Source organism: Acidovorax sp. 1608163 (assembly GCF_003669015.1).
Taxonomy (GTDB): domain Bacteria; phylum Pseudomonadota; class Gammaproteobacteria; order Burkholderiales; family Burkholderiaceae_C; genus Acidovorax.
In genome coordinates this window covers 2,957,462-2,979,456 of sequence record NZ_CP033069.1, presented here as the reverse complement: position 1 = coordinate 2,979,456, position 21,995 = coordinate 2,957,462, and the positions used below count along the sequence as shown (strand labels likewise).

Annotated in this window: 20 protein-coding genes and 2 pseudogenes; 9 read left to right on the top strand and 13 right to left on the bottom strand. The window is 66.5% G+C overall.

Going from position 1 to position 21,995, the window contains the following annotated elements:
- Positions 1–4: 4 nt before the first annotated feature.
- Positions 5–745 (top strand): molybdate ABC transporter substrate-binding protein, encoded by a 741-nt coding sequence (locus tag EAG14_RS13220; RefSeq protein ID WP_240456784.1) that lies wholly within the window; start codon positions 5–7, stop codon positions 743–745.
- 179 nt (positions 746–924) lie between these two features.
- On the opposite strand, the pseudogene EAG14_RS13215 reads toward EAG14_RS13220, so the two are convergent.
- From EAG14_RS13215 to EAG14_RS13170, 10 genes and pseudogenes are all read right to left on the bottom strand, one after another.
- A pseudogene (locus tag EAG14_RS13215) lies at positions 925–2,624 on the bottom strand (ABC1 kinase family protein).
- A 104-nt stretch (positions 2,625–2,728) separates the two neighbouring features.
- Positions 2,729–3,259 carry an SRPBCC family protein gene (locus tag EAG14_RS13210; RefSeq protein ID WP_121730470.1) on the bottom strand — a complete coding sequence of 177 codons (531 nt, stop codon included), beginning with the start codon at positions 3,257–3,259 and terminating at the stop codon, positions 2,729–2,731.
- A gap of 7 nt (positions 3,260–3,266) precedes the next feature.
- Positions 3,267–4,382 carry a saccharopine dehydrogenase family protein gene (locus EAG14_RS13205; protein ID WP_121729136.1) on the bottom strand — a complete coding sequence of 372 codons (1,116 nt, stop codon included), beginning with the start codon at positions 4,380–4,382 and terminating at the stop codon, positions 3,267–3,269.
- A 299-nt stretch (positions 4,383–4,681) separates the two neighbouring features.
- Positions 4,682–6,391, bottom strand: coding sequence for an EAL domain-containing protein (locus EAG14_RS13200; RefSeq protein ID WP_240456783.1), 1,710 nt, complete (start codon positions 6,389–6,391; stop codon positions 4,682–4,684).
- 241 nt (positions 6,392–6,632) lie between these two features.
- A complete protein-coding gene (gene modC, locus EAG14_RS13195; protein WP_121729135.1) occupies positions 6,633–7,760 on the bottom strand; it encodes a molybdenum ABC transporter ATP-binding protein in 1,128 nt (375 codons plus the stop codon).
- 2 nt (positions 7,761–7,762) lie between these two features.
- Positions 7,763–8,442: pseudogene (gene modB / locus EAG14_RS13190) on the bottom strand (molybdate ABC transporter permease subunit).
- Positions 8,443–8,471: 29 nt separating this feature from the next.
- Positions 8,472–9,239 (bottom strand): molybdate ABC transporter substrate-binding protein, encoded by a 768-nt coding sequence (gene modA, locus EAG14_RS13185; RefSeq protein WP_240456782.1) that lies wholly within the window; start codon positions 9,237–9,239, stop codon positions 8,472–8,474.
- Between the two features lie 82 nt (positions 9,240–9,321).
- Positions 9,322–9,567 (bottom strand): DUF2798 domain-containing protein, encoded by a 246-nt coding sequence (locus EAG14_RS13180; RefSeq protein ID WP_121729133.1) that lies wholly within the window; start codon positions 9,565–9,567, stop codon positions 9,322–9,324.
- Positions 9,564–10,163, bottom strand: coding sequence for a flavodoxin family protein (locus EAG14_RS13175; RefSeq protein WP_121729132.1), 600 nt, complete (start codon positions 10,161–10,163; stop codon positions 9,564–9,566). The genes EAG14_RS13180 and EAG14_RS13175 overlap by 4 nt, the downstream gene beginning before the upstream one ends.
- 46 nt (positions 10,164–10,209) lie before the next feature.
- Complete coding sequence (locus EAG14_RS13170) at positions 10,210–10,707, bottom strand: DUF2938 domain-containing protein (protein WP_121729131.1); 498 nt, start codon at positions 10,705–10,707, stop codon at positions 10,210–10,212.
- Positions 10,708–10,800: 93 nt separating this feature from the next.
- Between EAG14_RS13170 and EAG14_RS13165 the strand changes: the two genes are divergently transcribed.
- Positions 10,801–11,244 (top strand): helix-turn-helix domain-containing protein, encoded by a 444-nt coding sequence (locus EAG14_RS13165; protein WP_121729130.1) that lies wholly within the window; start codon positions 10,801–10,803, stop codon positions 11,242–11,244.
- A gap of 48 nt (positions 11,245–11,292) precedes the next feature.
- Entirely contained in the window at positions 11,293–12,138 is an 846-nt protein-coding gene (locus EAG14_RS13160; RefSeq protein WP_121729129.1) for a TOBE domain-containing protein, read from the top strand.
- 230 nt (positions 12,139–12,368) lie between these two features.
- Here the strand turns inward: EAG14_RS13160 and EAG14_RS13155 are convergent, their stop codons facing one another.
- From EAG14_RS13155 to EAG14_RS13150, 3 genes are all read right to left on the bottom strand, one after another.
- Positions 12,369–13,235, bottom strand: coding sequence for an SPFH domain-containing protein (locus tag EAG14_RS13155; protein ID WP_162995996.1), 867 nt, complete (start codon positions 13,233–13,235; stop codon positions 12,369–12,371).
- Between the two features lie 8 nt (positions 13,236–13,243).
- Positions 13,244–13,435, bottom strand: a complete 192-nt coding sequence (locus tag EAG14_RS22850) for a hypothetical protein (RefSeq protein WP_158236308.1) — start codon at positions 13,433–13,435, stop codon at positions 13,244–13,246.
- Positions 13,436–13,921: 486 nt separating this feature from the next.
- The gene (locus EAG14_RS13150; RefSeq protein ID WP_121729127.1) at positions 13,922–14,995 is read right to left on the bottom strand and encodes a sigma-54-dependent Fis family transcriptional regulator; all 1,074 of its coding nucleotides are present in this window, start codon (positions 14,993–14,995) and stop codon (positions 13,922–13,924) included.
- Between the two features lie 226 nt (positions 14,996–15,221).
- Between EAG14_RS13150 and EAG14_RS13145 the strand changes: the two genes are divergently transcribed.
- The 6 genes from EAG14_RS13145 to EAG14_RS13120 all read left to right on the top strand — a co-directional run bounded on the left by EAG14_RS13145 (position 15,222) and on the right by EAG14_RS13120 (position 21,970).
- Complete coding sequence (locus EAG14_RS13145; RefSeq protein ID WP_121729126.1) at positions 15,222–15,692, top strand: (2Fe-2S)-binding protein; 471 nt, start codon at positions 15,222–15,224, stop codon at positions 15,690–15,692.
- A gap of 18 nt (positions 15,693–15,710) precedes the next feature.
- Positions 15,711–18,098 (top strand): xanthine dehydrogenase family protein molybdopterin-binding subunit, encoded by a 2,388-nt coding sequence (locus tag EAG14_RS13140; protein WP_121729125.1) that lies wholly within the window; start codon positions 15,711–15,713, stop codon positions 18,096–18,098.
- Between the two features lie 11 nt (positions 18,099–18,109).
- Entirely contained in the window at positions 18,110–18,901 is a 792-nt protein-coding gene (locus tag EAG14_RS13135; RefSeq protein ID WP_121729124.1) for a xanthine dehydrogenase family protein subunit M, read from the top strand.
- Between the two features lie 218 nt (positions 18,902–19,119).
- Positions 19,120–20,022 carry a MoxR family ATPase gene (locus EAG14_RS13130; RefSeq protein ID WP_121729123.1) on the top strand — a complete coding sequence of 301 codons (903 nt, stop codon included), beginning with the start codon at positions 19,120–19,122 and terminating at the stop codon, positions 20,020–20,022.
- A gap of 20 nt (positions 20,023–20,042) precedes the next feature.
- Positions 20,043–21,257 (top strand): VWA domain-containing protein, encoded by a 1,215-nt coding sequence (locus EAG14_RS13125; protein WP_121729122.1) that lies wholly within the window; start codon positions 20,043–20,045, stop codon positions 21,255–21,257.
- A 53-nt stretch (positions 21,258–21,310) separates the two neighbouring features.
- On the top strand, positions 21,311–21,970 hold the full coding sequence (locus EAG14_RS13120; protein WP_121729121.1) for a CoxG family protein: 660 nt from the start codon (positions 21,311–21,313) through the stop codon (positions 21,968–21,970).
- Positions 21,971–21,995 lie beyond the last annotated feature (25 nt).

Here is a 21,995-nt window from a genome sequence, read left to right as displayed (position 1 = left end):
ACCGATGGCTGAAGCGCTGCCCATTGCGGTCTACGCCGCAGGCAGCTTGCGCGAAGCGCTCACTGACATTGCGCGGAACCACGAAGCACGCACGGGCCAGCCCGTGCGGCTCACGTTCGGTGCATCTGGCTTGCTGCGCGAGCGCATCGAGCAGGGAGAGCCCGCCCAAGTGTTCGCTTCAGCGGACACCGAGCACCCGCAGCGCCTGGCCGCCCAAGGGGGCTGGCAGCCTGTCGTCGTCTTCACGCGCAACGCCCTGTGCGCGCTGACAGGGCCCCACATCCATGCCACGCCAGACACCTTGCTGCCCACCCTGCTGCGCAGTGAGGTGCGGCTGGGCACCTCCACCCCCAAGGCAGATCCCTCGGGCGACTATGCCTGGGCCTTGTTCCGCAAGGCCGATGCTGTGCAGCCAGGGGCCTACGCGGTGCTCGATGCCAAGGCGCTCAAGCTCACGGGGGCGGCCGATTCGCCCAAGCCACCGGCCGGGCGCGGCACCTACGCATGGTTGATGGAGCAGCGCCAGGCCGATGTGTTTTTGACCTACTGCACCAACGCCGTGTCGGCCCAGGCCGAGGTGCCTTCGCTGCGCGTGGTGCCCTTGCCTGCAACGCTGCAGGTGGGGGCCGCCTATGGCCTGGCAGTGCGCACAGATGCCCCGGCGCAGGCCCAAGCGTTTGCACAGTCGCTCACCGAGCCAGCGGCACAGGCCGTTCTGCAGCGGCTGGGTTTTGGGCGGCCTTGAAGGGGCCTGAATCGCCCTGAGTGGGGATGATTCAATCGCCTTGCCGCAGCTTGGCGTAGGCGGTTTGTACGGCACACGCTGCACCAGCCTGGTGGGGTGCAGCGTGTGTCTTTTTCCTGCAAGGGACTGCAGCCGGGTTTGCGCTGCCCTGGGTGGCCACCGCAGCTTGGCGCAGGCGCTTATGCCTCATCGTCACGGTGGTGGCTGCTGCGCCAGATGGCCCGCACCAGCCACAGCCCGCACACCACTGCCCCAAAAAAGCCGAGAAATCCAAAGGCCGGCAAGCCGAACAGGGTGGGGCCGCCTTTGACCGTCATCACGATGGACGAGCCAATGATGAGCGCAGCGATCACCAGCGCCATCGCCAGGCGGTTGGCCGATCGGTCGATCTGATCGCCCACGCGTTTGAGGTGGGCCAGTTCAATGCCCACCTGCAAGTGCCCGCGCCGGGCGTTGCGCAGCAGGCGCGAGATGTCATCGGGCAGCTGCTCCACTGTGGCCAGCGTGCGCCGCAGCGTTTGCCAGGTGCGCGTGGCAACGGCCTTGGGCTGGTAGCGGGCCTTGACCACTTGCTGCAGCAGGGGCAAGGCCTCGGACGCCATGTGAAAGCCCGGGTCGAGGTTGCGGCCCATGCCCTCCAGCGAGATAAAGGCCTTGATGAGCAGGGCCAGGTCCGAGGGCAGGCCCAGGTGGTGCTCGCGCAGGATGGCGGTCACGTCGGCCAGCATCTGGCCCAGGCTGAGCTGCGCCAGCGGCACGCCGTGGTACTGGTCCACAAAGGCTTCAATCTCGGTTTCCAACTGGCCCAGTTGCGTGCCCGGCCCATCGCCCGTCCAGTCCAGCAGCACATCGGCAACGGCCTGGGGCTGCTGCTCCACCAAGCCCAGCAGCAGCTGCAGCAGCTCATCGCGCCGCCGCTGCGACAAGCGCCCCACCATGCCAAAGTCGATGAAGGCGATCTGGTTGTCCGGCAGGTAAAACACATTGCCGGGGTGCGGGTCGGCGTGGAACACACCGTCTTGCACAATCATTTTGAGCACGGCCTGCGCGCCCCGCTGGGCCAGCACGGTGCGATTGAACCCGGCCTCTGGCGTCAGCGCATCCAGCGCTCCCCGGGCGTGCCTGCGATGAAGTCCTGCACGTTGACCCGTTCGCTGGTGTGGTGCCAGTACACGCGAGGCACGGTGATCCAGGGCAGGGTCTGCAGGTTGGCGGCAATGCGTTCGGCCTGGCGGCATTCGCCCGCCAGGTCCAGCTCGCGCCGCAGCGACCGGGCAAACTCGCGCACCAGTTGCTGCGGGTGGTAGGGCTTGAGGGCAGGCAGCTCGGCCTCGGCCAAGGCGGCCAGGCGCTGCAGCAGGCGCAGGTCTGCGGCAATGGTGTCGGCAATGCCGGGCCTGCGGATCTTGACGATGACCTCGGTGCCATCGTGCAGCCGTGCGCGGTGCACCTGGGCGATGGAGGCGGCGGCCAGGGGCACCGTGTCGAACCAGGCAAACACGGCTTCGGGCTCGCCGCCCAGGTCTTCGCGCAGTTGGGGGCGCAGCACCTCAAAGGGCACGGCGGGCACCTGGCTGTGCAGCTTCTCCAGTTCGGTGATGAATTCGGGGCCAAACAGGTCGGCACGGCCTGCCAGAATTTGTCCAAACTTGACGAAGGTGGGGCCCAGTTCTTCCAGGGCCAGGCGCACCTGCACCGGGGGCTCGATGCGGGCCAGGTCTGCGGCGTGGGGGCGGTGCAGGGCTTGCCCCGCACGTTCGAGCTTGTCGGCCAGGCCCAGGCGGCGCACGGTGTCGCCAAAGCCGTGGCGCACCATCACCCCCAGAATTTCCTTGAGGCGCCCCAGGTCGCGCGCGGTGTCCAGAGTCTCGATGAGCATGCCGGGATGATAGTGCGCAGGTGGTGGCGTGCCTTGTCCCGGCACAACCCGAGTGCGATGCCGCTGGATGGGGGGCAGCCCAGGCCCTCCCCCCAACTCGGATACTAGGGTGTTGGCGAGGGCTGGTCCGTCGCGGTCGTGCACGTCTGCTGGGTCTGCTGCCAGGCTGCAATGTCTTGTGCATGGATGGCCAGAAACTGCGCCAGCCGTGCAAAGCGCTGCTTCGTCTTGCGTGCAAACACCCAGTGCACCACGGGCTCCAGCACCCAGCGCAGCGGGGCTGGGCCTACCTCAAAGGTGTAGGTGTAGATGAGCTGTGAGCGGTCTGCACCATCGGCCTGGTGGCGCATGGAGGCCGCCCACTGTGTGAACGGAAACGAGCGCCCCACCATCTTGGCGGCGGCCAGCATGGGCCTGTCGTAACTGACGAACTGCGTGCGCATGGACAAGGCCCGCAGCGCGCCTGCCCCCGTGTTTTCAGAAATGGCACCCACGCTGGGGCAGGGGGCGCCATCTTGCACGTGGGTGCGGCTGACCAGCGGGTCCCACTGCGCACGCCAGTGGTGGTAGTGAAAGGCATCAAAAGCCAGATCGGCCCGCGCGGGCATGGGGAAGGTCAGTTTTTGGTGTGCCATGCGCTGTTCAATGTGGGCCAACTTCGTCCACGGTATCGGTCTGCATGCCCCATTTGGCAAATTCAGGGGCGAAGGCGTCCAGTGGCAGCAGGCCGGTGCTGGTCCAGGCCCCGATCGGCAGCGGTTGTCCCTCGGCCAGCTGGCGTGCCAGCAAGATGGCGGCCATGCACGGAATCTCTGGCCCATGGTCGTGGTCTGCCGCAATGTGCCAGGCGCGTTGGCTGGGCTGGCCTTGCGCATTGCTCCCCGATACGCGCACCACCATGCCGCCCAGCGGGGTGCCCAGTGCGTCAAACAGCCCGCCGCCACGGTGCATGAGCGCCGCCAGTTTTTCTGGCTGCTTTAGCCAACCCCATTGGCGTAGCCTGGCCAGCACACTGAAGGCGCTTTGCGCCAGGCCCACTTCCAGCGCCGCCCGGAAGCTCACCCGCCGTGCCACCCGGTAGTGTGCAGGGAACAGCTCCAGGTCAGGGATGTCGCACACCGCGCCACGGCGGGGCCGCAGGCGCAGAAAGTGCACGGGGGTAGGCTGTGCCCAGCCTAGGCGGTGCTGCCAGCGCCCGTCTTCCCACACCGCGATGGGCAGGCCGCAATAGCTGAGCACGGCGGCCAGTGTGGCCTCGCCCCGGGGTGCCCGCTGTGCGGGGGCGATGCAGATGTCGATGGTGTCGATGCTTTGCCAGCCTGCGCTCAGCGCATCCACCACGGCCGAAGACAGCGCGGGCACGGTGCTGGCGCCAGCCACTGCTGTGCGGCCAGTGCTGGCAAATGCGCTGTGCAGCGCCGCTGGAAAATCACACACAAACCGGCGCCCGTCGGCCAGGTCGATGTAATGGGCCCCAGCCTGCGCTGCGGCCAGTGCCACGCCATAGGCCTGTGCTTGAAAGGGCCCTGCCGTGTGGATGACCAGGCCTGCGTCCAGCGCCTTGAGCTTTGCTGCCAGGCCTGGGGCTTCGTGGTCCAGTGCCACGCCTTCAGCGCCGCCGCCCAGTGTGTCTGCCAGTGCCTGGGCTTTGCCGGCATGGCGCCCGGCGATTTGCAGGTGGATTTGCGGATGGCCCGCCAGTGCCTTGCAGATGCGGGTACCAAAGTTGCCGTAGCCGCCCAGCACCAATACGTTCATCGCGGTCAATCGGGGGCTCCTGCTCAAGTCGGGACGGTTGGGTGATAGCCCGGCATTGTGACCGGATGGGCCTGCGGTTCAGGGCAACACAAGGGTCGTTCTGTTTGCCTTCTTTTCTAACTGCTAGGGATCCTCTGCACGAATCGAGCTGGCCAAGTGTGCGCTGCGGATCGGGATGGGATGCAAGGCGCAAAACGCAGCAATAGCCATCGCTATTGCGAGTATTTGCAACGACGCAGACCGCCCGAGACCGCAGATGCACACGGCGCGGTGATTCGTGCAGAGGGTCCCTAGGCAGCTCAGGAGGGCATGGGCGCCGGGGCCGCCAGGAACGGCGATGCCGCGACCGAGGGGCGCGGGGGCAGCACCGTGATCTCTGCGGGGCGATAGGCTTGGTGCCACTGGGGCACGGCCTCTGGTGGCATGGCTTTGCTGAAGAAGTAGCCCTGAACATTGCCAATGCCGCTCTCCAGCACCGACTGCAGCTCCTGCTCGGTCTCCACCCCTTCCACGACCACCTCCAGTTGCAGGTCCCGTGCCAGCCGCACCACATGGCGCAGCAGCGACTGGCGGCGAGGGTCTTGTGGTAGCTGGCGCACAAAAAGCCGGTCGCACTTGATGCCACTGATGGGCAGGTCGGCGAGCACACCGAGCGATGAATAGCCGGCCCCAAAGTCGTCCATGAACACGCCAACGCCCAACGTCCGCAGGTCGTTGATGGCCTGCACCATGTGCGCACCGCAGGCAATGATGGCGTGCTCTGTCAACTCCAGCTGCAGCATGCCCCAAGGCAGCCCGCGCCGTTGGAGCTTGGCGCCCAGCCATTGGGCAAAGCCGGGCTCCAGCAGCGTGACGGGTGCCACATTCACGCACACCGTGCTGCTGGGCATGCCCTGGGCCAGCCAGCCCTGGGCCGCGTCCAGCGCATTGGCCAGAACCAGCCGGTCCACCTGGCTGGTTTTGCCCTGCAGCTCGCACACCAGAAAGAAAGCGTCGGGGCTCAGGGGCCCCAGCAGTGGGTCATTCAGGCGCAGCAGCGCTTCGTAGTGAACCTGGGGGCCATACAGGTTGACGATGGGCTGAAAGTGCAGCGTGAGGCTGTTGCGGTTGAGCAGCCGGGGCAGGTGGTCGGCAATCAGCGACAGCTGGATGTCGTGCTCGGGCGGCTTCTGGTGGGCCAGGGTGACGCGCATGAGCGACAAACCCAGCCGCTGCAGATGCTGGCGAACCTGGTCGGAGCGGATGTTTCTGAACTGCTCTACAGCCAACGCGAGGGTAAAGACGAGCAGCACCGCCAACAGCGCTAAACCGTTGGCCTGGTTGCTGGTAGCGGGCATCTTCAAGGGAAAGCAGTTGACCAGCAGCCAGTGCAGCACAAGGATGGCACCACCGCTGATCAAATTGTCTCCCCAGCTTTGCGGGTTGTAGCGGGGCGTTAGTGCGCTCATCTTGCCCGCACGGTGCCGGATGGCGGTGTAGCAGGCCACCCCGATGGCCGTGGCTGTGGCCAGTGCAATGGCCAGTCCATTGACCTCGGAGAAATGGGCCACGTAGCTGCGGGCCAGCAAAAAGTGCCCGGACAGCATGCCCAGTGCCAGCACCAGGCCTGCAGGGATGAGGCGGCGAATGCTGGTGCTGGTGCTCAGCGTAGGGATGGTGAGCCGTGCAGTGAAGGCCATTGCCAGCAAGCAGCCCAGCGCAGGCCCCAGCTCCAGGGTATGGTGAGACAGCTCGGAGTACATGAACAGGCCCACCACATCCAGTGCCCAGACGATGCAGCCAGTGCACAACGCCGCATGCGATGCGCTGATGCGGCGGCTTGAAGGGTCCACGGAAAACGCGGTGTGCTCTACCAATCGCTGGCACACGTGAACGACCAGCGACGCAAAGCCCCAGTACAGCAGGCTGTGCATGAGTGGCGGAAAGTCCACCCCAAACGCCTGTGTGGCGCCATGCCAGATCGAAACTATTTCCACCCTTTGTTCACCCTCGTTTGATGCGGCCATCATACGGTTGAGGTACAACGGGAATGCAATTGACTTTCAATTGAGGTGCCTGGGCAACACTCAAGATACATTTTGTTGACATTTTAAGGGATCCACAAAATGCCACCCAACCGCTGGCCGTGCGGGCGGGCCGTGGCGCCGAGAGCGCCGGTCTTTTTGAGGGGCCCAGGGGGCTGTTGGGTTTGGGCGCGGAGGCAGCTCCGAGCCGCTGTGCGGTGGCGGTGAGGCCGCCTGCCGCCCAGCATCAGTTCACGATGGCGATGCCCTTGATTTGGGCGAACACGGGCAGCCCGGGCCGCAACTGCAGTGCCTGGGCCGAGCGCTGGGTGACGCGGGCCAACAAGCGGGTGTCGCCAGCGAGCAGGGCCACCATCCACTGGCCTGGGCTGTCTTCGCGCATCTCCGCCACGGTGGCGGGCACGATGTTGAGAATGCTGCTGTCCTGCGGCGGGGTCAGGGCCAGGCTCACATCACGGGCCTGCACGCGCAGCTTGACGGTTTGGCCCGGCGCACGGGGCTGGGGGCTGACCAGCAGCAGCTCACCCCCGGCAAACGCAACGCTGGTGATGTGGTCCTGCGGCGCGTGGTGCGCGACGGTGCCGGTGACCACGGTGGCTGCTGCGTCGCCTTGGGCCAGCGGCAGGTCCAGCCGGGCAATCAGATCGGCCGTGGGGCCACTGGCGCGCACGCGGCCCGCCTCCAGCAGCACCATGTGCTCGGCGAGCCGGGCAACCTCGTCCAGCGCGTGGCTGACGTACACCACCGGAATGTCCAGCGCGCTGTGCAGCCGCTCCAGGTAGGGAAGCACCTCGGCCTTGCGCTGGGCGTCCAGCGCGGCCAGCGGCTCGTCCATCAGCAGCAGGCGCGGGCTGGTGGCCAGGGCCCGTGCGATGGCCACGCGCTGGCGCTCGCCGCCCGACAGCGTGGCGGGCTTGCGCTCCATCAGGGCGCCAATGCCGAGCAGCTCCACCAGTTGCTCCACCGCCACCCTGCGCTGCGCGGCCGGGGTGCGCTGAAGGCCGTAGCCAATGTTGCCGCGCACGTCCAGGTGCTCAAACAGCTGCGAGTCTTGAAACACATAGCCCAGCGCGCGCTGGTGCGCGGGGCGCCAAATGCGGGGCGCGCCTTGCACGCCATCGTTTTGCCACACCTCGCCATGCACCCGCACCCAGCCCAGGGGCGCATGCTCCAGCCCCGCCATGGCGCGCAGGCAGGTGGTTTTGCCGCAGCCCGAGGGGCCGAACAGTGCGGTGATGCCGCGCCCGGGCAGCTGCATGTCTACATCCAGCGCAAAGGCGCTGCGCTGCAGTTGCAGGCGCACTTCGATGGGCGGGGCGGGCGAAGCCGTGGCAGGGCTGTGGGGGTTTTGCATGGTCAAAACGCTGCAGCGGCTTTGCGGCGGGTGAGGTTCAGGCCCAGCAGCACCACGAACGAAAACAGCACCATGCCCCCTGCCAGCCAATGGGCCTGCGCATACTCGAGCGCTTCCACATGGTCATAGATTTGCACCGACACCACGCGCGTCACGCCGGGGATATTGCCCCCAGCATCAGCACCACGCCAAACTCGCCCACGGTGTGCGCAAAGCTCAGGATGGCGGCAGTGATGAACCCGGGCCGTGCCAGCGGCAGCGCCACGGTAAAAAAGCGGTCCAGCTGCCCTGCACCCAGCGTGGCGGCGGCCTCCAGGGGTTTCTTGCCGACAGACTCGAATGCGTGCTGCAGCGGCTGCACCGCAAAGGGCAGGGAATAGATGAGCGAGCCCACCACCAAGCCCCAAAACGTGAAGGGCAGGGTGCCCAGCCCCAGCCATTGCGTGAACTGCCCCAAGGCCCCGTTGGGTCCCAGCGACACCAGCAGGTAAAAGCCGATGACCGTGGGCGGCAGCACCAGCGGCAAGGCCACCACCGCCGACACGGCGCCGCGCCAGCGCGAGGGCGTGTGCGCCAGCCACCAGGCCAGTGGTGTGCCCAGCACCAGCAGCAGCGCCATGGTGGTGCCCGCCAGCCGCAGCGTGAGGCCAATGGCGGCAAGGTCGGCGCTGGAAAAAGGCATGGAGCAGGGCGGTGGCTGGGGAGGGCGGGTTAGAAACTATAGCCGTAGGCCTGGATGATGGCGCGGGCCTTGTCACCGCGCAGGTACTTCAGCAGCGCCGCTGCCGCCGCGCTGTCTTTGCCCGGCAGCAGCAGCGCGGCATCCTGGCGGATGGGGTCGTGCAGTTGTGCGGGCACCTGCCAGGCCGATCCCTGGGCGATCTTGCCGTCCACCATCACCTGAGACAAGGCCACAAAGCCCAGCTGCGCATTGCCGCTGGCGACAAACTGGTAGGTCTGGGCAATGTTCTCGCCCTGCACCCAGCGCGGTTGCAGTTTGGCAGTCAGCCCCAGCTTGTCCATGGCTTGCGTGGCGGCCAGGCCGTAGGGGGCCAGCTTGGGGTTGGCCAGCGCCAGGTGCTTGAAGTCTCCGGTCTGCAGGACCTGGCCCTGGGCGTCCACATAGCCGGGCTGGGCACTCCACAGCACCAGCGTGCCGATGGCGTAGGTGAAGCGCGTCTGGGCAACGGCTTTGCCATCCTTCTCCAGCTTGGCAGGGGTGGTGTCGTCGGCCGACAGCAGGATCTGGAACGGCGCACCGTTGGTGATCTGCGCATAAAACTTGCCCGTGGCACCGAACGACAGCTCGGCTTTGTGGCCGGTGTCGGCTTCAAAGGCGGCCGCAATCTTCTGCATGGGGGCGGTGAAGTTGGCCGCCACGGCAACCGAGACGGTGTCGGCGTGCGCGGCCTGCAGCACAGAGAAGGCGAACCCCGCCAGCAAAAGGTGGCGGGTCAGGGGCGCGACGCGATGGAACATGGGGTGGCGGCGTAAAACGCTATTCATTAATGGAATAGCGAGAGTATAGGCACTGGCCTGCAATCACCTTCTGGGCGCATTGCTATGGGCTGGGTTTTGCAGGGTTTGGACGGGTGAGCCAGGCCACTACCCGGCGGGCCAGCGGCGCGGCCAGCATCACCGCCGGGAAGGCGAACAACCACCCGCTCAGCCAGGCGTTCATCCACAGGCCTGCAAAGCCCGAGTGCAGCGGCAGCGTGCGGTAGGTGGCAATGCCCGACACCAGCAGCGACATGGTGCCCGACAGGATCAGGCTGAACAGCACGGGGCCATAGCGGGCGGGGATCATGCGGCGACCTTATCTTGTGGCTGCAGGGTGGCCGCAGCCCCCAGGCGCTGCAGGGTTTGCGCGAAATGGTGGCCAAACATCCGGGCCGTTTTCACATCGCCCGGGGCAAACGCATCAGCGGGCGAGCCATGGCCTGCCTGCGCCATCAGGCCCGACCAGGAGCCCAGCCGGTTGGCGGCTTCGTCGTACGGCACACCCGCATGCTGCTCAGGCAGGATGGGGTTGCCCACCCACACCATGCCGTGCTGCATGGCAAACACAAACATCGACAGCAGGGTGGACTGCTTGTCGCCCGCAGGCAGCGATGACACGGTGAAGCCCGCCGCGAGTCGGCTTTTGAGCTGCTGCGTTTTCCACAGGCCGCCAGTGGCGTCCATGAAGGTTTTGAACGGCCCGGACACCCCGCCCAGGTAGGTGGGCGAGCCGAGGATGAGGCCGTCGTAGCGCAGCAGTGCATTTGGATTGAGGGCCAGGTCTTCGGCCCGAAGCAGCTCGGCCTGGATGCCTGGAACGCCTTGGGCGCCCTCGCAGACCTGCTGCGCAATGTGGGCGGTGTGGCCGTGGGCGCTGTGATAGGCGATGGCTATGTTTTGCATGGTGTGATTTCCTTGAAGGTTTTCTGGGGGTTGAGCGTGAGGGCGGTCATCGTGAAACCAGTCCGATGGCCAGTGCAGACAGGTACAGGCCGAAGCCAAACACGGTGTGGTTGGCCAGGCTGCGCAGGCAGTTTTTGAGTGGGGTGGGCGTGCGCGATGCGGCAAAGCCCGAGCCCATGGCCGGTTGCATCACCAGCAGTGGCGCAGCCACGGTGACAACGCCCATGGCCAGTGCGGGCAGCAGGGTGGGGTGGTGCACCCAGTCCGCGCCCACCATGCCCAGCAGCACGGTGGCAAAGCCCACACCCACGGCGTAGTGCGTGAGCCAGCCCCAGGCCAGTTCGCCCCAGATGGGTGGCGCCTTGGCGATGGCGGTATGGGCGATGCGGCCTTGCAGCAAATGCCCGACCCAACGGCCGATGAACGCGAAGTTGAGCGTGGGCACGCCCAGGTGCCGCAGCAGCACCAGCCAGGTGTCCATGACGGCGGTGGCGCCCATGCCCATGAGCAGGGCGAGCGGAAAGTCTTGCCATTGAAAAGCCATAAAACCCCTTGAACCATTGACGCAGGAACGGTATGAATTCACTATAGAAGTTCAAGTCAACTTGAAGTCAACAGATTTTTAAGAGGTTTTTTCATGGACATTTCGGAAGTTGCCAAACGCTCGGGCCTGCGGGCCTCGACGCTGCGCTACTACGAGGAAAAGGGGTTGGTGAGTTCGGTGGGCCAGCCGGGTGAGCGCCGCCGGTTTGCCCCGGGGGTGCTGGAGCAGTTGGCATTGATTGCGCTGGGGCAGTCGGCGGGGTTCTCGCTGGACGAGATCCGCTCCATGTTCCTGCCCAGCGGCCAGCCCAGCATCGACCGGCACCTGCTCTCGGCCAAGGCCGATGAGATCGATGTGATGGTCAAACGCCTCAAGGCCATGAGCCATGGCCTGCGGCACGCAGCGGCCTGCCCGGCCGAGAGCCACGCGCAATGCCCGTCGTTCCAGCGGCTGCTCAAGGCCGCTGCGGCGGGCGCGCTGGAGCGCAAACAGAAGTCTTTGAAGCCCGTGGCCGGGGCGCGGCGCAAGCCTTTATGAGTTGCGGGAGAGGCCTGCGCGCCATCAGCGCTCAGGCATCATCGACCCATGCCTGCTTCTCTTTCTCTCTCTGACGCGCTGGGCCATGCGCTGTCTGACAAACGCATCGACATCCTGCGCCAGATTGGCCAGGGCGGCTCCATCTCGCAAGCTGCCCGAGCCGTGGGCGTGAGCTACAAGGCCGCGTGGCAGGCGGTGGACACCCTCACCAATCTGGCGGGCACCCCCCTGGTCAAGCGCGCGGTGGGTGGGGCAGGCGGCGGCGGTGCGGTGCTGACCGAGGCGGGCCAGCAGCTGCTGACCGCAGCCGATGCGATGGCCCAGGCGCGTGGCGCCGTGCTGGCGCGCTGGCAGGCCGACCCCCATGCAGGCCGTGCGGTGGCCCGCTTGGCGGTGCGCACCAGCATGCGCAACCAGTGGCCTTGCGTGGTTCAGGGCTTGCAAGTGCATGGGCAAATTGTGCTGGTGCACCTGGGCTTGGCCCTGGCTGCGGCGGGCGAGTGGGCCTGCGAGCCGCCCGAGAGTGACAGGAGCGACGGCGCTGATTTTCTGGCCGCGCGCATCACGCGCGAAAGCGCCGAGTTGCTGGGCCTGCAACCCGGCCTTGCGGTGCAGGCGCTGTGCAAGGCCACCGCCGTGCGGGTCGAGCGGGCGGCGCCGGGCGCCCCCGTGCCGCAGGCCCCCGCCAGCACCTACCGCCTGCCCGCCAAGGCGGTGCGGGTGGTGCGCGGTGCCTTGGGCGACGAGGTGGCCGCTGAGCTGATGCTGGGCACCCGTGCCACGGGCGTGCAGATGGTGGGCTTTGCGGCGCCGGGCAGTGGCTTGCGCGTGGGCAGCCGGGTGGTGCTGGTGGTGGAAGACACGTCCGTGGTGCTGGCCCTGTCGGGCCTGTGAAACGCAGGCCATGTCATGGATTTGCTATCTATTTGCTATACATTTAATAGCTTTTAGCGCTTGATTCATAAGCGCTAGAGGCCAATTTCCTCTGATTTTTGGCCTGCCTCAGGCTGCTCAGGCCCCATTTTTATGAGCTGAGCCCGTCGAAGTTCTTGCGCCGGGGTCTCTTCACTGCGGGCCCGGGGCGAGTGCTGGGCCTTCCGCCACCCGCCGCAAGCCGCGCCTCGTTACTTGCTGCCGCCCACACTGACCAACGGCGTGCCGCCATTGAGCAGCACCGTGTTGCCCGCCTTGCCTGCGATGGCGATGGCCGCATCGCGCTGCAACTCGGCCAGCTTGATCTCCTTGAGGGCCGGTGTGAGCGAGCGGCTGATGATCTCGTTGGCTTCGGCCTGGCCCTTGGCCTCCACCACCAGGCGCTCGGCTTCGGCCTTGGCCAGCTCCACCTCTTTGCGCTTGCGCTCGATGGCCTGGTCGGTCTCGGCACGTTGGCGTATGGCCGCTTCAATGGCGGGGTCCGTCAGCAGGTTGCGCACGTTCACGGCCGTCACGGTGAAGGCGCCTTTGTCGTTGGCGTCCAGCTCTTTTTGCAGCCCGTCGCGCACCATTTCGGCCAGCTCGGTGCGCTTGGTGTGCATGGTGGTGGCGTCCAGCTGGGCGATGGCCTTGTAGATGGCCTCGCGGGCTTCGCGCGATACGCGGCTGTAGGCAATCACGTAGTCCGCGGTGCCCTCGCGCACCACTTGCCGGTGCTGCACCATGTCGCCCTGGTACTTGGTGAACAGGCCGGGCACGGCACTGGGGGTGGTCTTGTAATAGATGTCGATGTCCACGTCCTTCATGGTGAGGTTGTCGCGACTTTTCGGGGTCAGGTTTTCCAGCGAGAAGCTGACCTCTTTGGCCGTGAACTCGTCCACCGTTTTGAACAGGGTGAAGTAAATGCCCGGGGGCAGCGCCTCAGGGCTGACCTTGCCCAGCGTGCGCTCTACGCCGACGTTGCCGGTGTCGATCTGGCTGCAGGCGCTCAGCCAGGCGGCTGCAACCAGCAGCAAGGGAGTGCGCAGGTGGCTGGTGATGGTTTTCATGAATGGCATGGTGGTCTTCACAGAATGGGGAGGGCGGGCAGGTAGTAAGCCAGTGCCAGCAGGGCCAGCAGCAGTGCAACGATGGCCGCAACGCGGCGTGCATGGGTGTGCAGCAGCCGCTGCGTGCGTTGGCGGGCAGAGGCGCCAGCCAGTTGCCATGCGCCATACAGCCCCAGGGCGATGGCCAGCAAAAGCAGCAGGTGCTTCATGGTCGGCCTGGGTGGGCGGTGTTGGCCTGCTGGCACCACGGCCAGTGGGTGCGGTCCAGAGGGTGTGGCATGGTTCTCCCTTTCCTGTTGTTGGTGTGTCTTTGGGCGCCAAAGATACCGCAGCCAAGGCGGTGCGGTGCCAGTGCCCCTTGGGCGCAAAAGGCATCCACTATGGCGTCACGCGCTGCGGGCACACTGCGGGTTTGGGGGCAACCAGGGGCGGTCCCGCAGGGCTGCAAAGAGGTGATCCGTGGCGGGGTGATCGGCCTTGGGTGTGCTATTTATTTGATAGCTGCTTGCGCTTTTTGAATAAGCGCTGGAGGTCGTTTTTGTTTTGACCTTTGGTGCCCCAGGGGGCTTTGCGCACCACGGCGGCAAGTGAGCGTTGCAGATCGGCAGGGGCGGCGAGGCTTGGCAACAACGCAGGTTGCCCGAGGCTGCAGGCGCACGCTGCGCGGTGATGCGTGGTGATGTATGCAGAGGGCCCTAATGCCTGCCCAGCTTGCGGTACACCGTGGCGCGGCTGATGCCCAGGGCGCGTGCGGCCTGCGCCACGTTGCCACGGGCGTCTTGCACCGCTTGGTGGATCAGGGCGGCTTCCGTCGCGCGCAGCGGGGTGGGTGCGGTGGCGCTGGGGCGCTGCGCCAGGGCATGCAAGCGCAGCCCTGACCACAGCGGCAAATCCAGCGGCGCAGGGTGGTGGCGCGCTGCTGCGTCAAACAGCTGGGCCCAGGGCAGGGCCAGCACATCGGAGCAGTGCATGCGCGTGCCTGGCGGCTGCAAAGGCGTGGGAATCAGCTGGCGGGCGGTGCTGTTGCTGCCGAGCAGGTAGCCGTCCGCGTCCAGCAGCACCAGGCCGTCGTTGTCTCCCCCCAGCGGGCTGCCGGGCCAATTCAAGCGCAGGCGCAGGCTGTGGGGGCGCTGCAGCAGCAGGGCGTCTTCCATCGCTCGGGCAGACCGCGCCACCAGGTGCCGCAGTTCAGGCCGCTCGGGCACGTCCACCCCCGTCAAGTCCAGCATGCCCACGCAGTGCCCTTCAGGGTCAAAAAGCGGGGCACCTGCGCAGCTATAGGCTCCGTTGTCGTCGCAAAAGTGTTCACCCCGGTGCAGCCAGACGGGCGCCAGCTCGTTCAATGCCGTGCCGATGGCGGTGGTGCCCACGGCGGCTTCGGACAGGTCCACCCCCACGCGGCCGATCAGCCGGGTGCGTGGGTCTTGCCGGTCTACGGCACCTTGCACATCGATCACCACGCCGCGTGCGTTGGTGAGCATGGCGAAGTAGCGCATGCCTGCGATGGCGCGGGTGAGCTGCTCCAGCACCGGGCGCGCTGCATGCACCAGCGCATGGCTCTCCTCGGCCAAGTGGCGCAGCGTGGGGCCGGTGATGGGCTCGAACACCACGCGTTGTCCGGGGCTGAGACCGGCCGCCAGGCAGCGTTGCCACGAGCGGGTGATCCACGGCTCCAGCGGCGCCTCGCCGCCCGCGCCCAGCAGCATGCTTTGCCGGGCCCTCTGGATCAGGGCCTGGCGGTGGGATGGCGGATCGGAAGCAGCAAGCATCGAAGTCCCCGGAGCAGGGCCTGCGGCGCGCCGGGAGGCGGGGGCGTGCGAGGCTGGGTGGCAAGGGCGTTCCATGCTGGGCGCGTGTGCAGTGCAGCATGTTTCATTTTGAGAATATCCCGTGCAGCGCCCGGCGTTTCTAGGGTTGTCCCTAGGGAGGCGGGGGCAGGGGCGTTTCAAGATGCTGTGTGCGAATCCAGCCAACCCCCCTCCAGGAGACAGCCAGATGCAAGTGCAGTTCACCGTCAATGGCCGTGCGGCCAGCGTAGATGTGCCTCCCAACACCCTGCTGGTCCATGCGCTGCGAGAGCACCTGCTGCTGACCGGCACCCATGTGGGCTGCGACACCAGCCAGTGCGGCGCGTGCACCGTGCACGTCAACGGCCAGGCCGTCAAATCCTGCGCCATGCTGGCTGTGCAGGCCCAGGGGGCCGAGGTGACCACCATCGAAGGCATGGCCGCTGCCGACGGCACCATGCACCCCATGCAGGCCGCGTTCAAGGAATGCCACGGCCTGCAGTGCGGCTTCTGCACGCCCGGCATGGTGATGAGCGCGGTGGACCTGTGCAAGAACCACCCCGGCGCGAGCGAAGGCGAGATCCGCGAGCTGCTCGAAGGCAACATCTGCCGCTGCACGGGCTACCAGAACATCGTGCGCGCGGTGCAGGTCGGCCAAAAGGCCATGGCTTCCGCTTAAACAAAAAGGAGAAGAACCATGGGTGCATCCGACTTTTCCAAGCTGCCGCACATTGGCGAATCGCTCAAGCGCAAGGAGGACTACCGCTTCCTCACCGGCGCGGGCCAGTACACCGACGACGTGGTGCTGGCCGCTCAAAGCCATGCGGTGTTTGTGCGCTCGCCGCACGCGCATGCCGCCATCAACAGCATCAACACCAGCGCGGCCAAAGCCGCACCGGGCGTGCTGGGTGTGTTTGTGGGCACCGACGTGGCGGCCGACAACATCAACGGCCTGCCCTGCGGTTGGCTCATCACCAGCACCAATGGCGAGCCCATGAAGGAGCCGCCGCACCCCATCCTGGCGCAGGGCAAGGTGCGCTACGTGGGTGACCATGTGGCCATGGTCGTGGCCCAGACGCTGCAGCAGGCGCGCGATGCGGCCGAGCTGGTGGAGGTGGACTACGACGTGCTGCCCGCCGTGGTCAATGTGGCCGATGCCGCTGCGGGCGCGGTGGCGGGTGCGGCGCTGCACGATATTGCGCCCGACAACCACTGCTTCAAATGGGCCATTGGCGACAAGGGCGCGGTGGACGCCGCGTTTGCGGGCGCCGCGCATGTCACCCAGCTGGACCTGATCAACAACCGGCTCATCCCCAACGCCATGGAGCCGCGTGCCGCCATCGGCAGCTACAGCCGTGCCAATGACGAGTACACGCTGTACGTGAGCAACCAGAACCCGCATGTCGAGCGCCTGCTGATGACGGCCTTCGTGATGGGCCTGCCCGAGCACAAGGTGCGCGTGATTGCGCCCGACGTGGGCGGCGGCTTCGGCTCCAAGATCTATCTGTATGCCGAGGACGTGTGTTTGACCTGGGCCGCCAAGAAGCTCAACCGCAACATCAAGTGGGTGGCCGACCGCAGCGAGTCCTTCCTGTCGGACGCGCATGGCCGCGACCACATCAGCCACGCCGAGATGGCCATGGACAAGGACGGCAAGTTCCTCGCCATGCGCGTGCACACCGACGCCAACCTGGGTGCGTACCTGAGCACCTTTGCCAGCGCCGTGCCCACCATCCTGTACGCCACGCTGCTGGCGGGGCAGTACACCACGCCGCAGGTCTATGTGGAGGTGGATTCGTGGTTCACCAACACCGCGCCGGTGGATGCCTACCGGGGCGCGGGCCGGCCCGAGGCCACCTACCTGCTGGAGCGTTTGGTCACCCGCTGCGCGTGGGAGCTGGGCCTGGGCCAGGACGAGATCCGCAAGCGCAACTTCATCACCACGTTCCCCTACCAGACGCCGGTGGCGCTGCAGTACGACATTGGCGACTACCACGCGTGCATGACGCAGGCGCAGCAGCTGGCCGACGTGGCCGGGTTTGCGGCGCGCAAGGCGGCCAGCGAGGCCAAGGGCTTCAAGCGCGGCCTGGGCTATTCGTCTTACATCGAGGCCTGCGGCATTGCGCCGTCCAACATCGCAGGCGCCCTGGGCGCACGTGCCGGGTTGTTTGAATGCGGCGAGGTGCGCGTGCACCCCACGGGCAGCGTGACGGTGTTCACCGGCTCGCACAGCCACGGTCAGGGGCATGAGACCACCTTTGCGCAGGTGGTGGCCGCGCGCCTGGGCATCCCGGTGGAGAACGTGGACATCGTGCACGGCGATACGGGCCGCGTGCCGTTCGGCATGGGCACGTATGGCTCACGCTCCATCAGCGTGGGCGGCGCGGCCATCATGAAGGCCCTGGACAAGATCGAGGCCAAGGCCAAGAAGATCGCGGCGCATTTGATGGAGGCCAGTGACGCCGACATCGACTTCAGTGGCGGCGAATTTACCGTGCGCGGCACGGACAAGAAGATCCCGTTCGGCCAGGTGGCGCTCACGGCCTATGTGCCGCACAACTACCCGCTGGACGTGCTGGAGCCGGGCCTGAACGAAACCGCGTTCTACGACCCGACCAATTTCACCTTCCCGGCAGGCACCTACATCTGCGAAGTGGAAATCGACCCCGCAACCGGCAGCACACGCGTGGACAAGTTCACGGCCGTGGACGACTTCGGCACCATCATCAACCCCATGATCGTGGAAGGGCAGGTGCATGGCGGACTGGTGCAGGGCATTGGCCAGGCGCTGCTGGAGAACTGCGTGTATGACCGCGAGACGGGCCAGCTGCTCACCGGCAGCTTCATGGACTACGCCATGCCGCGCGCCGATGACTTCCCCGAGTTCAAACTGGGCCATGTGTGCACCCCCTGCACCCACAACCCGCTGGGCACCAAGGGCTGCGGCGAGGCCGGGGCCATTGGCTCGCCACCGGCGGTGATCAACGCCGTGCTGGATGCGCTGCGACACCTGGGTGTGAAGGACTTCGACATGCCCGCGTCGCCGCACCGCGTCTGGGAAGCGATTCAACACGCCAAGGCATAAGGAGATCCACCATGTACGCATTCACTTTTGAAGCGCCTTCCTCCACCGCCGCTGCCGCGCAGCTCATCGCCCAGGGCGGCAAACTGCTCGCGGGCGGGCAAAGCCTGCTGCCGTCCATGCGGCTGCGCCTGGCCAACCCTGAAAAGATCGTGGACCTGAACAGCATTGCCGAACTGGCGGGCATCCGCCGCGAGGGCAACGCGCTGGTCATTGGTGCCATGACACGCCATGCCGACGTGGCATCCAGTGCGGATGTGAAATCCGCCATCCCTGCGCTGGCCGACCTGGCTGCCCACATTGGCGACCGCCAGGTGCGTGCACGCGGCACGCTGGGCGGCTCGGTGGCCAACAACGACCCTGCCGCCTGCTACCCCAGTGCGGTGCTCGGGCTCTCCGCCACGGTCATCACCAACCAGCGCGAAATCAAGGCCGACGACTTCTTTGTGGGCATGTACACCACGGCGCTGGAAGAGGGCGAGATCATCACCGCCATCCGTTTTCCGATTCCGAAACGCGCGGCGTACCTCAAGTTCAAGCAGGCGGCGTCGCGCTTCTCGCTGGTGGGCGTGTTTGTGGCGCAGACCGATGGCGGCGTGCGCGTGGCCATCACTGGCGCGGCCACCAGCGTGTTCCGCCACGCCGGGCTGGAGGCAGCGCTCAACCAGAGCTTCACCCCACAAGCCGCTGCTGCCGTGCAGATCGACGCCAGCGACCTGAACAGCGACATCCACGCGAGTGCCGCCTACCGCGCCAACCTCATCAGCGTGCAAACCCAGCGGGCGGTGCAGAAGATGCTTGGTTGAGCAGGGCGCCTAACACCGTAGGTCGGGTTAGCCCGCAAGGGCGTAACCCGACAACGCAGCCGGGGGCGCGGCGACCCTACGGCCTGCGGCGCGGGCCGCGCCAACCGTTCGGGCGGAGCTTGCAGGATCAAGGGCGCCGCATTGAGAAGAGTGATTTATAGCCAAATTGGCCTCTAGCGCTTATCTATCAAGCGCAAGCAGCTATCAAAAGAGAAGCAATGAGTTCCCCAGCCTCTGTTGATGCCCTGGTGCAAGCCCTGCAAAGCGTGGGCTACTTTGCCGACCGGCGCCTGGCCACGGCGGTGTTCCTGGCGCTCAAACTCCAGCGCCCGCTGCTGCTAGAGGGCGAGCCCGGTGTGGGCAAGACCGCGCTGGCCAAAGCCCTGTCTGAAGTGCTTGCGCGCAGCCTGATCCGCCTGCAGTGTTATGACGGCCTGGAGCAGCGCGAGGCGCTGTATGAATGGAACTACGCGGCCCAGCTGCTGCACATGCGCGCCGCCGAAGGCAAGGGCAGTGCCGACATGGCGCAGGTGGAGCGCGAGGTTTATCAAGACCGCTACCTGATCCGCCGCCCCTTGCTGCAAGCGCTGCAGGCGCCCGCGCCCGGCGCCGTGCTGTTGATTGACGAGGTGGACCGGGCGGATGAGCCCTTCGAAGCCTTCCTGCTTGAATACCTGGGCGAGTACCAGGTCAGCATCCCCGAGATCGGCACGGTGCGAGCCACGGCCACACCGGTCACCATCCTCACCAGCAACCGCACGCGCGATCTGCACGACGCCGTCAAGCGCCGCTGCCTGTACCACTGGCTGGACTACCCCGAGCGAGAACGCGAGTTGGCCATCGTGCGTGCCCAGGTGCCGGGCGCCAGCGCAGCGCTGGCCCAGCAGGTGGCCGAGTTCGTGGGCCGCCTGCGCAGCCAGCCGTTTGTCAACGCCTTCCAGCGTGCGCCGGGCATTGCCGAAAGCGTGGAATGGGCCAAGGCGCTGGTCGCGCTCGACACCATCGTGGTGGACCCGGAGGTGGTGTCCGACACGGCAGGCATTTTGTTCAAGCAGCGCGAGGATGTGGCGGCGCTCACGCGCGACATGGCGGCGCAGCTGCTGCAGCCCGCAGAAGCCTGAGGCGGTGTGAAGGCGCAGCCATGGCCCAAGGCGCAACCATCTCCCAGCTCGGCGATGCCCGCACGGGCAAACTGGCCGACAACCTGAGCGGCTTTGGCCGCACCTTGCGCCGCGCCGGTGTGCGCGTGGACGCCGCCCGCATGGCGCTGGCCCAGCAGGCCGTGATGCTGGTGGGCTTGCAGCGCGAGGACTTTTGCGCCGCGCTGGAGGCCGTGCTGGTCAGCCGCGAGCAAGACCGGCTGGTGTTCCGCGAGCTGTTCGATGCCTACTTCAAGAACCCCAACGTGGCCCAGAAACTGCTGGCACAGATGCTGCCCAGCGCCGAGTCCAAGGCCGATCCCGCCAAGCGCCGCCCGCGCGTGAGCGAGGCACTGGCCCCGGTGCGCGCCGCGCGCAACGTACCGCCGCCGCGCGAAGAAGGCAAGGTGGACTTCGATGCCGCCATGACGGCGAGTGACCTGCAACGGCTGCGGCAGGCCGATTTCAACCAGCTCTCCGCCAGCGAATACCTGCTGGTGGAGCGACTGGCCCGCGAGGTGCCGTTGCCCCTGCCGCACTACGCGGCCCGCCGCACCCGGCCTGGTGCACGGGGCCACCGCCCGCACTGGCCGGGCGCCATGCACCTGGCGGCGCGCAGCGGTGGCGAGGTGCTGCGCGTGCCGTTGCTGCAGCGGCGCCAGCAACCCTTGCCGCTGCTGGTGCTGGTGGATGTGTCGGGTTCCATGGAACGCTATGCGCGGCTGCTGCTGGCCTTCTTGCATGCCGCCACCGCGCCGCGCAACACGGGCGCAAGTGTTCGGCGCGATGTGTTCGCGTTTGGCACGGGGCTGACGGACCTCACGCCTGCGTTCCGCCTGGCCGACACGGACGCCATGCTGCAGGTGGCCAGCCGTGCCATCAACGACTTTGCAGGCGGCACGCGCATGGGCGACAGCCTGGCGCAGTTGCGGCAGCACCATGCCCGGCGCCTGGTGGGGCGGCGCACGCTGGTGCTGCTGATCAGCGACGGGCTGGACACGGGCGAGCCCGAGGTGCTGGCGCAGGAGCTGGGCTGGCTGCGCCGCCACGGTGGCCGCCTGCTGTGGCTCAACCCCCTGCTGCGCTTTGAGGGTTATGCCCCCACGGCGCGGGGTGCCAGCGAGCTGCATCGCCAGGCCCATGGCATGGTGGCGGTGCACAACCTGGGCCGTCTGCAGGACCTGGCGGCCAGCCTGGCTGCTGCGCTGCGGCAATGACCGATCAATGACCGATTTCAGAACAACCCGCCCAAAACCAAGAGGAAACCACCATGGAAATGCAAGCCAGCCGCACCCTTGCCGTCAGCCAGCAGCAGGCTTGGGATGCCCTCAATGACCCTGAGGTTCTCAAACTATGCATCCCCGGTTGCGACAAGGTAGAGGCCAGCGGCGAGAATCAGTACGCAGTGGCCATGGCGCTCAAGATTGGGCCCGTGTCTGCCAAGTTCGCCGGCAAGATCACCCTGGCAGACATCGTGCCGCCCGAGAGCTACACCATTGCCTTCGATGGCTCGGGTGGGGTGGCCGGATTTGGCAAAGGCCAAGCGCAAGTCAAGCTGGTGCCTTTGCCCGCAGATGCCGCTGGGCAGTCCAGCTGTGAGCTGCACTACACCGTGCATGCCACGGTGGGCGGCAAGATTGCCCAGCTGGGCCAGCGGCTGATCGATGGTGCCGCCAAGACCATGGCGGAAGATTTTTTCAAACGGTTCGACAACGAAATGCAACGCCGCTACCCCCGAGACGCCGCCGACACCCAGATCCAGGACACCCTGTTGCAAGACACGGTGATGCTGGAAACCCCCACCCAGCCCGATGCGCTGCAGGCACTGCCTACAGCGGCAGCCGCCAAAACCCCCAGTGTTTTCCCCCCTTGGGTGTGGGTGGCCATTGGCGCAGGGGGAATGGCGGCACTTTTCTGGCTGGCCAAGTGAGCGATCGGCGTTGCCAAGTGCGTGG

Bases quoted from the DNA above. Each gene is read 5' to 3' on its own strand.
- EAG14_RS13220 (WP_240456784.1), top strand. From the start codon at position 5: ATGGCTGAAGCGCTGCCCATTGCGGTCTACGCCGCAGGCAGCTTGCGC.
- EAG14_RS13210 (WP_121730470.1), bottom strand. From the start codon at position 3,259: ATGGCACACCAAAAACTGACCTTCCCCATGCCCGCGCGGGCCGATCTG.
- EAG14_RS13205 (WP_121729136.1), bottom strand. From the start codon at position 4,382: ATGAACGTATTGGTGCTGGGCGGCTACGGCAACTTTGGTACCCGCATC.
- EAG14_RS13200 (WP_240456783.1), bottom strand. From the start codon at position 6,391: ATGATGGCCGCATCAAACGAGGGTGAACAAAGGGTGGAAATAGTTTCG.
- modC (WP_121729135.1), bottom strand. From the start codon at position 7,760: ATGCAAAACCCCCACAGCCCTGCCACGGCTTCGCCCGCCCCGCCCATC.
- modA (WP_240456782.1), bottom strand. From the start codon at position 9,239: ATGTTCCATCGCGTCGCGCCCCTGACCCGCCACCTTTTGCTGGCGGGG.
- EAG14_RS13180 (WP_121729133.1), bottom strand. From the start codon at position 9,567: ATGATCCCCGCCCGCTATGGCCCCGTGCTGTTCAGCCTGATCCTGTCG.
- EAG14_RS13175 (WP_121729132.1), bottom strand. From the start codon at position 10,163: ATGCAAAACATAGCCATCGCCTATCACAGCGCCCACGGCCACACCGCC.
- EAG14_RS13170 (WP_121729131.1), bottom strand. From the start codon at position 10,707: ATGGCTTTTCAATGGCAAGACTTTCCGCTCGCCCTGCTCATGGGCATG.
- EAG14_RS13165 (WP_121729130.1), top strand. From the start codon at position 10,801: ATGGACATTTCGGAAGTTGCCAAACGCTCGGGCCTGCGGGCCTCGACG.
- EAG14_RS13160 (WP_121729129.1), top strand. From the start codon at position 11,293: ATGCCTGCTTCTCTTTCTCTCTCTGACGCGCTGGGCCATGCGCTGTCT.
- EAG14_RS13155 (WP_162995996.1), bottom strand. From the start codon at position 13,235: ATGCCATTCATGAAAACCATCACCAGCCACCTGCGCACTCCCTTGCTG.
- EAG14_RS22850 (WP_158236308.1), bottom strand. From the start codon at position 13,435: ATGAAGCACCTGCTGCTTTTGCTGGCCATCGCCCTGGGGCTGTATGGC.
- EAG14_RS13150 (WP_121729127.1), bottom strand. From the start codon at position 14,995: ATGCTTGCTGCTTCCGATCCGCCATCCCACCGCCAGGCCCTGATCCAG.
- EAG14_RS13145 (WP_121729126.1), top strand. From the start codon at position 15,222: ATGCAAGTGCAGTTCACCGTCAATGGCCGTGCGGCCAGCGTAGATGTG.
- EAG14_RS13140 (WP_121729125.1), top strand. From the start codon at position 15,711: ATGGGTGCATCCGACTTTTCCAAGCTGCCGCACATTGGCGAATCGCTC.
- EAG14_RS13135 (WP_121729124.1), top strand. From the start codon at position 18,110: ATGTACGCATTCACTTTTGAAGCGCCTTCCTCCACCGCCGCTGCCGCG.
- EAG14_RS13130 (WP_121729123.1), top strand. From the start codon at position 19,120: ATGAGTTCCCCAGCCTCTGTTGATGCCCTGGTGCAAGCCCTGCAAAGC.
- EAG14_RS13125 (WP_121729122.1), top strand. From the start codon at position 20,043: ATGGCCCAAGGCGCAACCATCTCCCAGCTCGGCGATGCCCGCACGGGC.
- EAG14_RS13120 (WP_121729121.1), top strand. From the start codon at position 21,311: ATGGAAATGCAAGCCAGCCGCACCCTTGCCGTCAGCCAGCAGCAGGCT.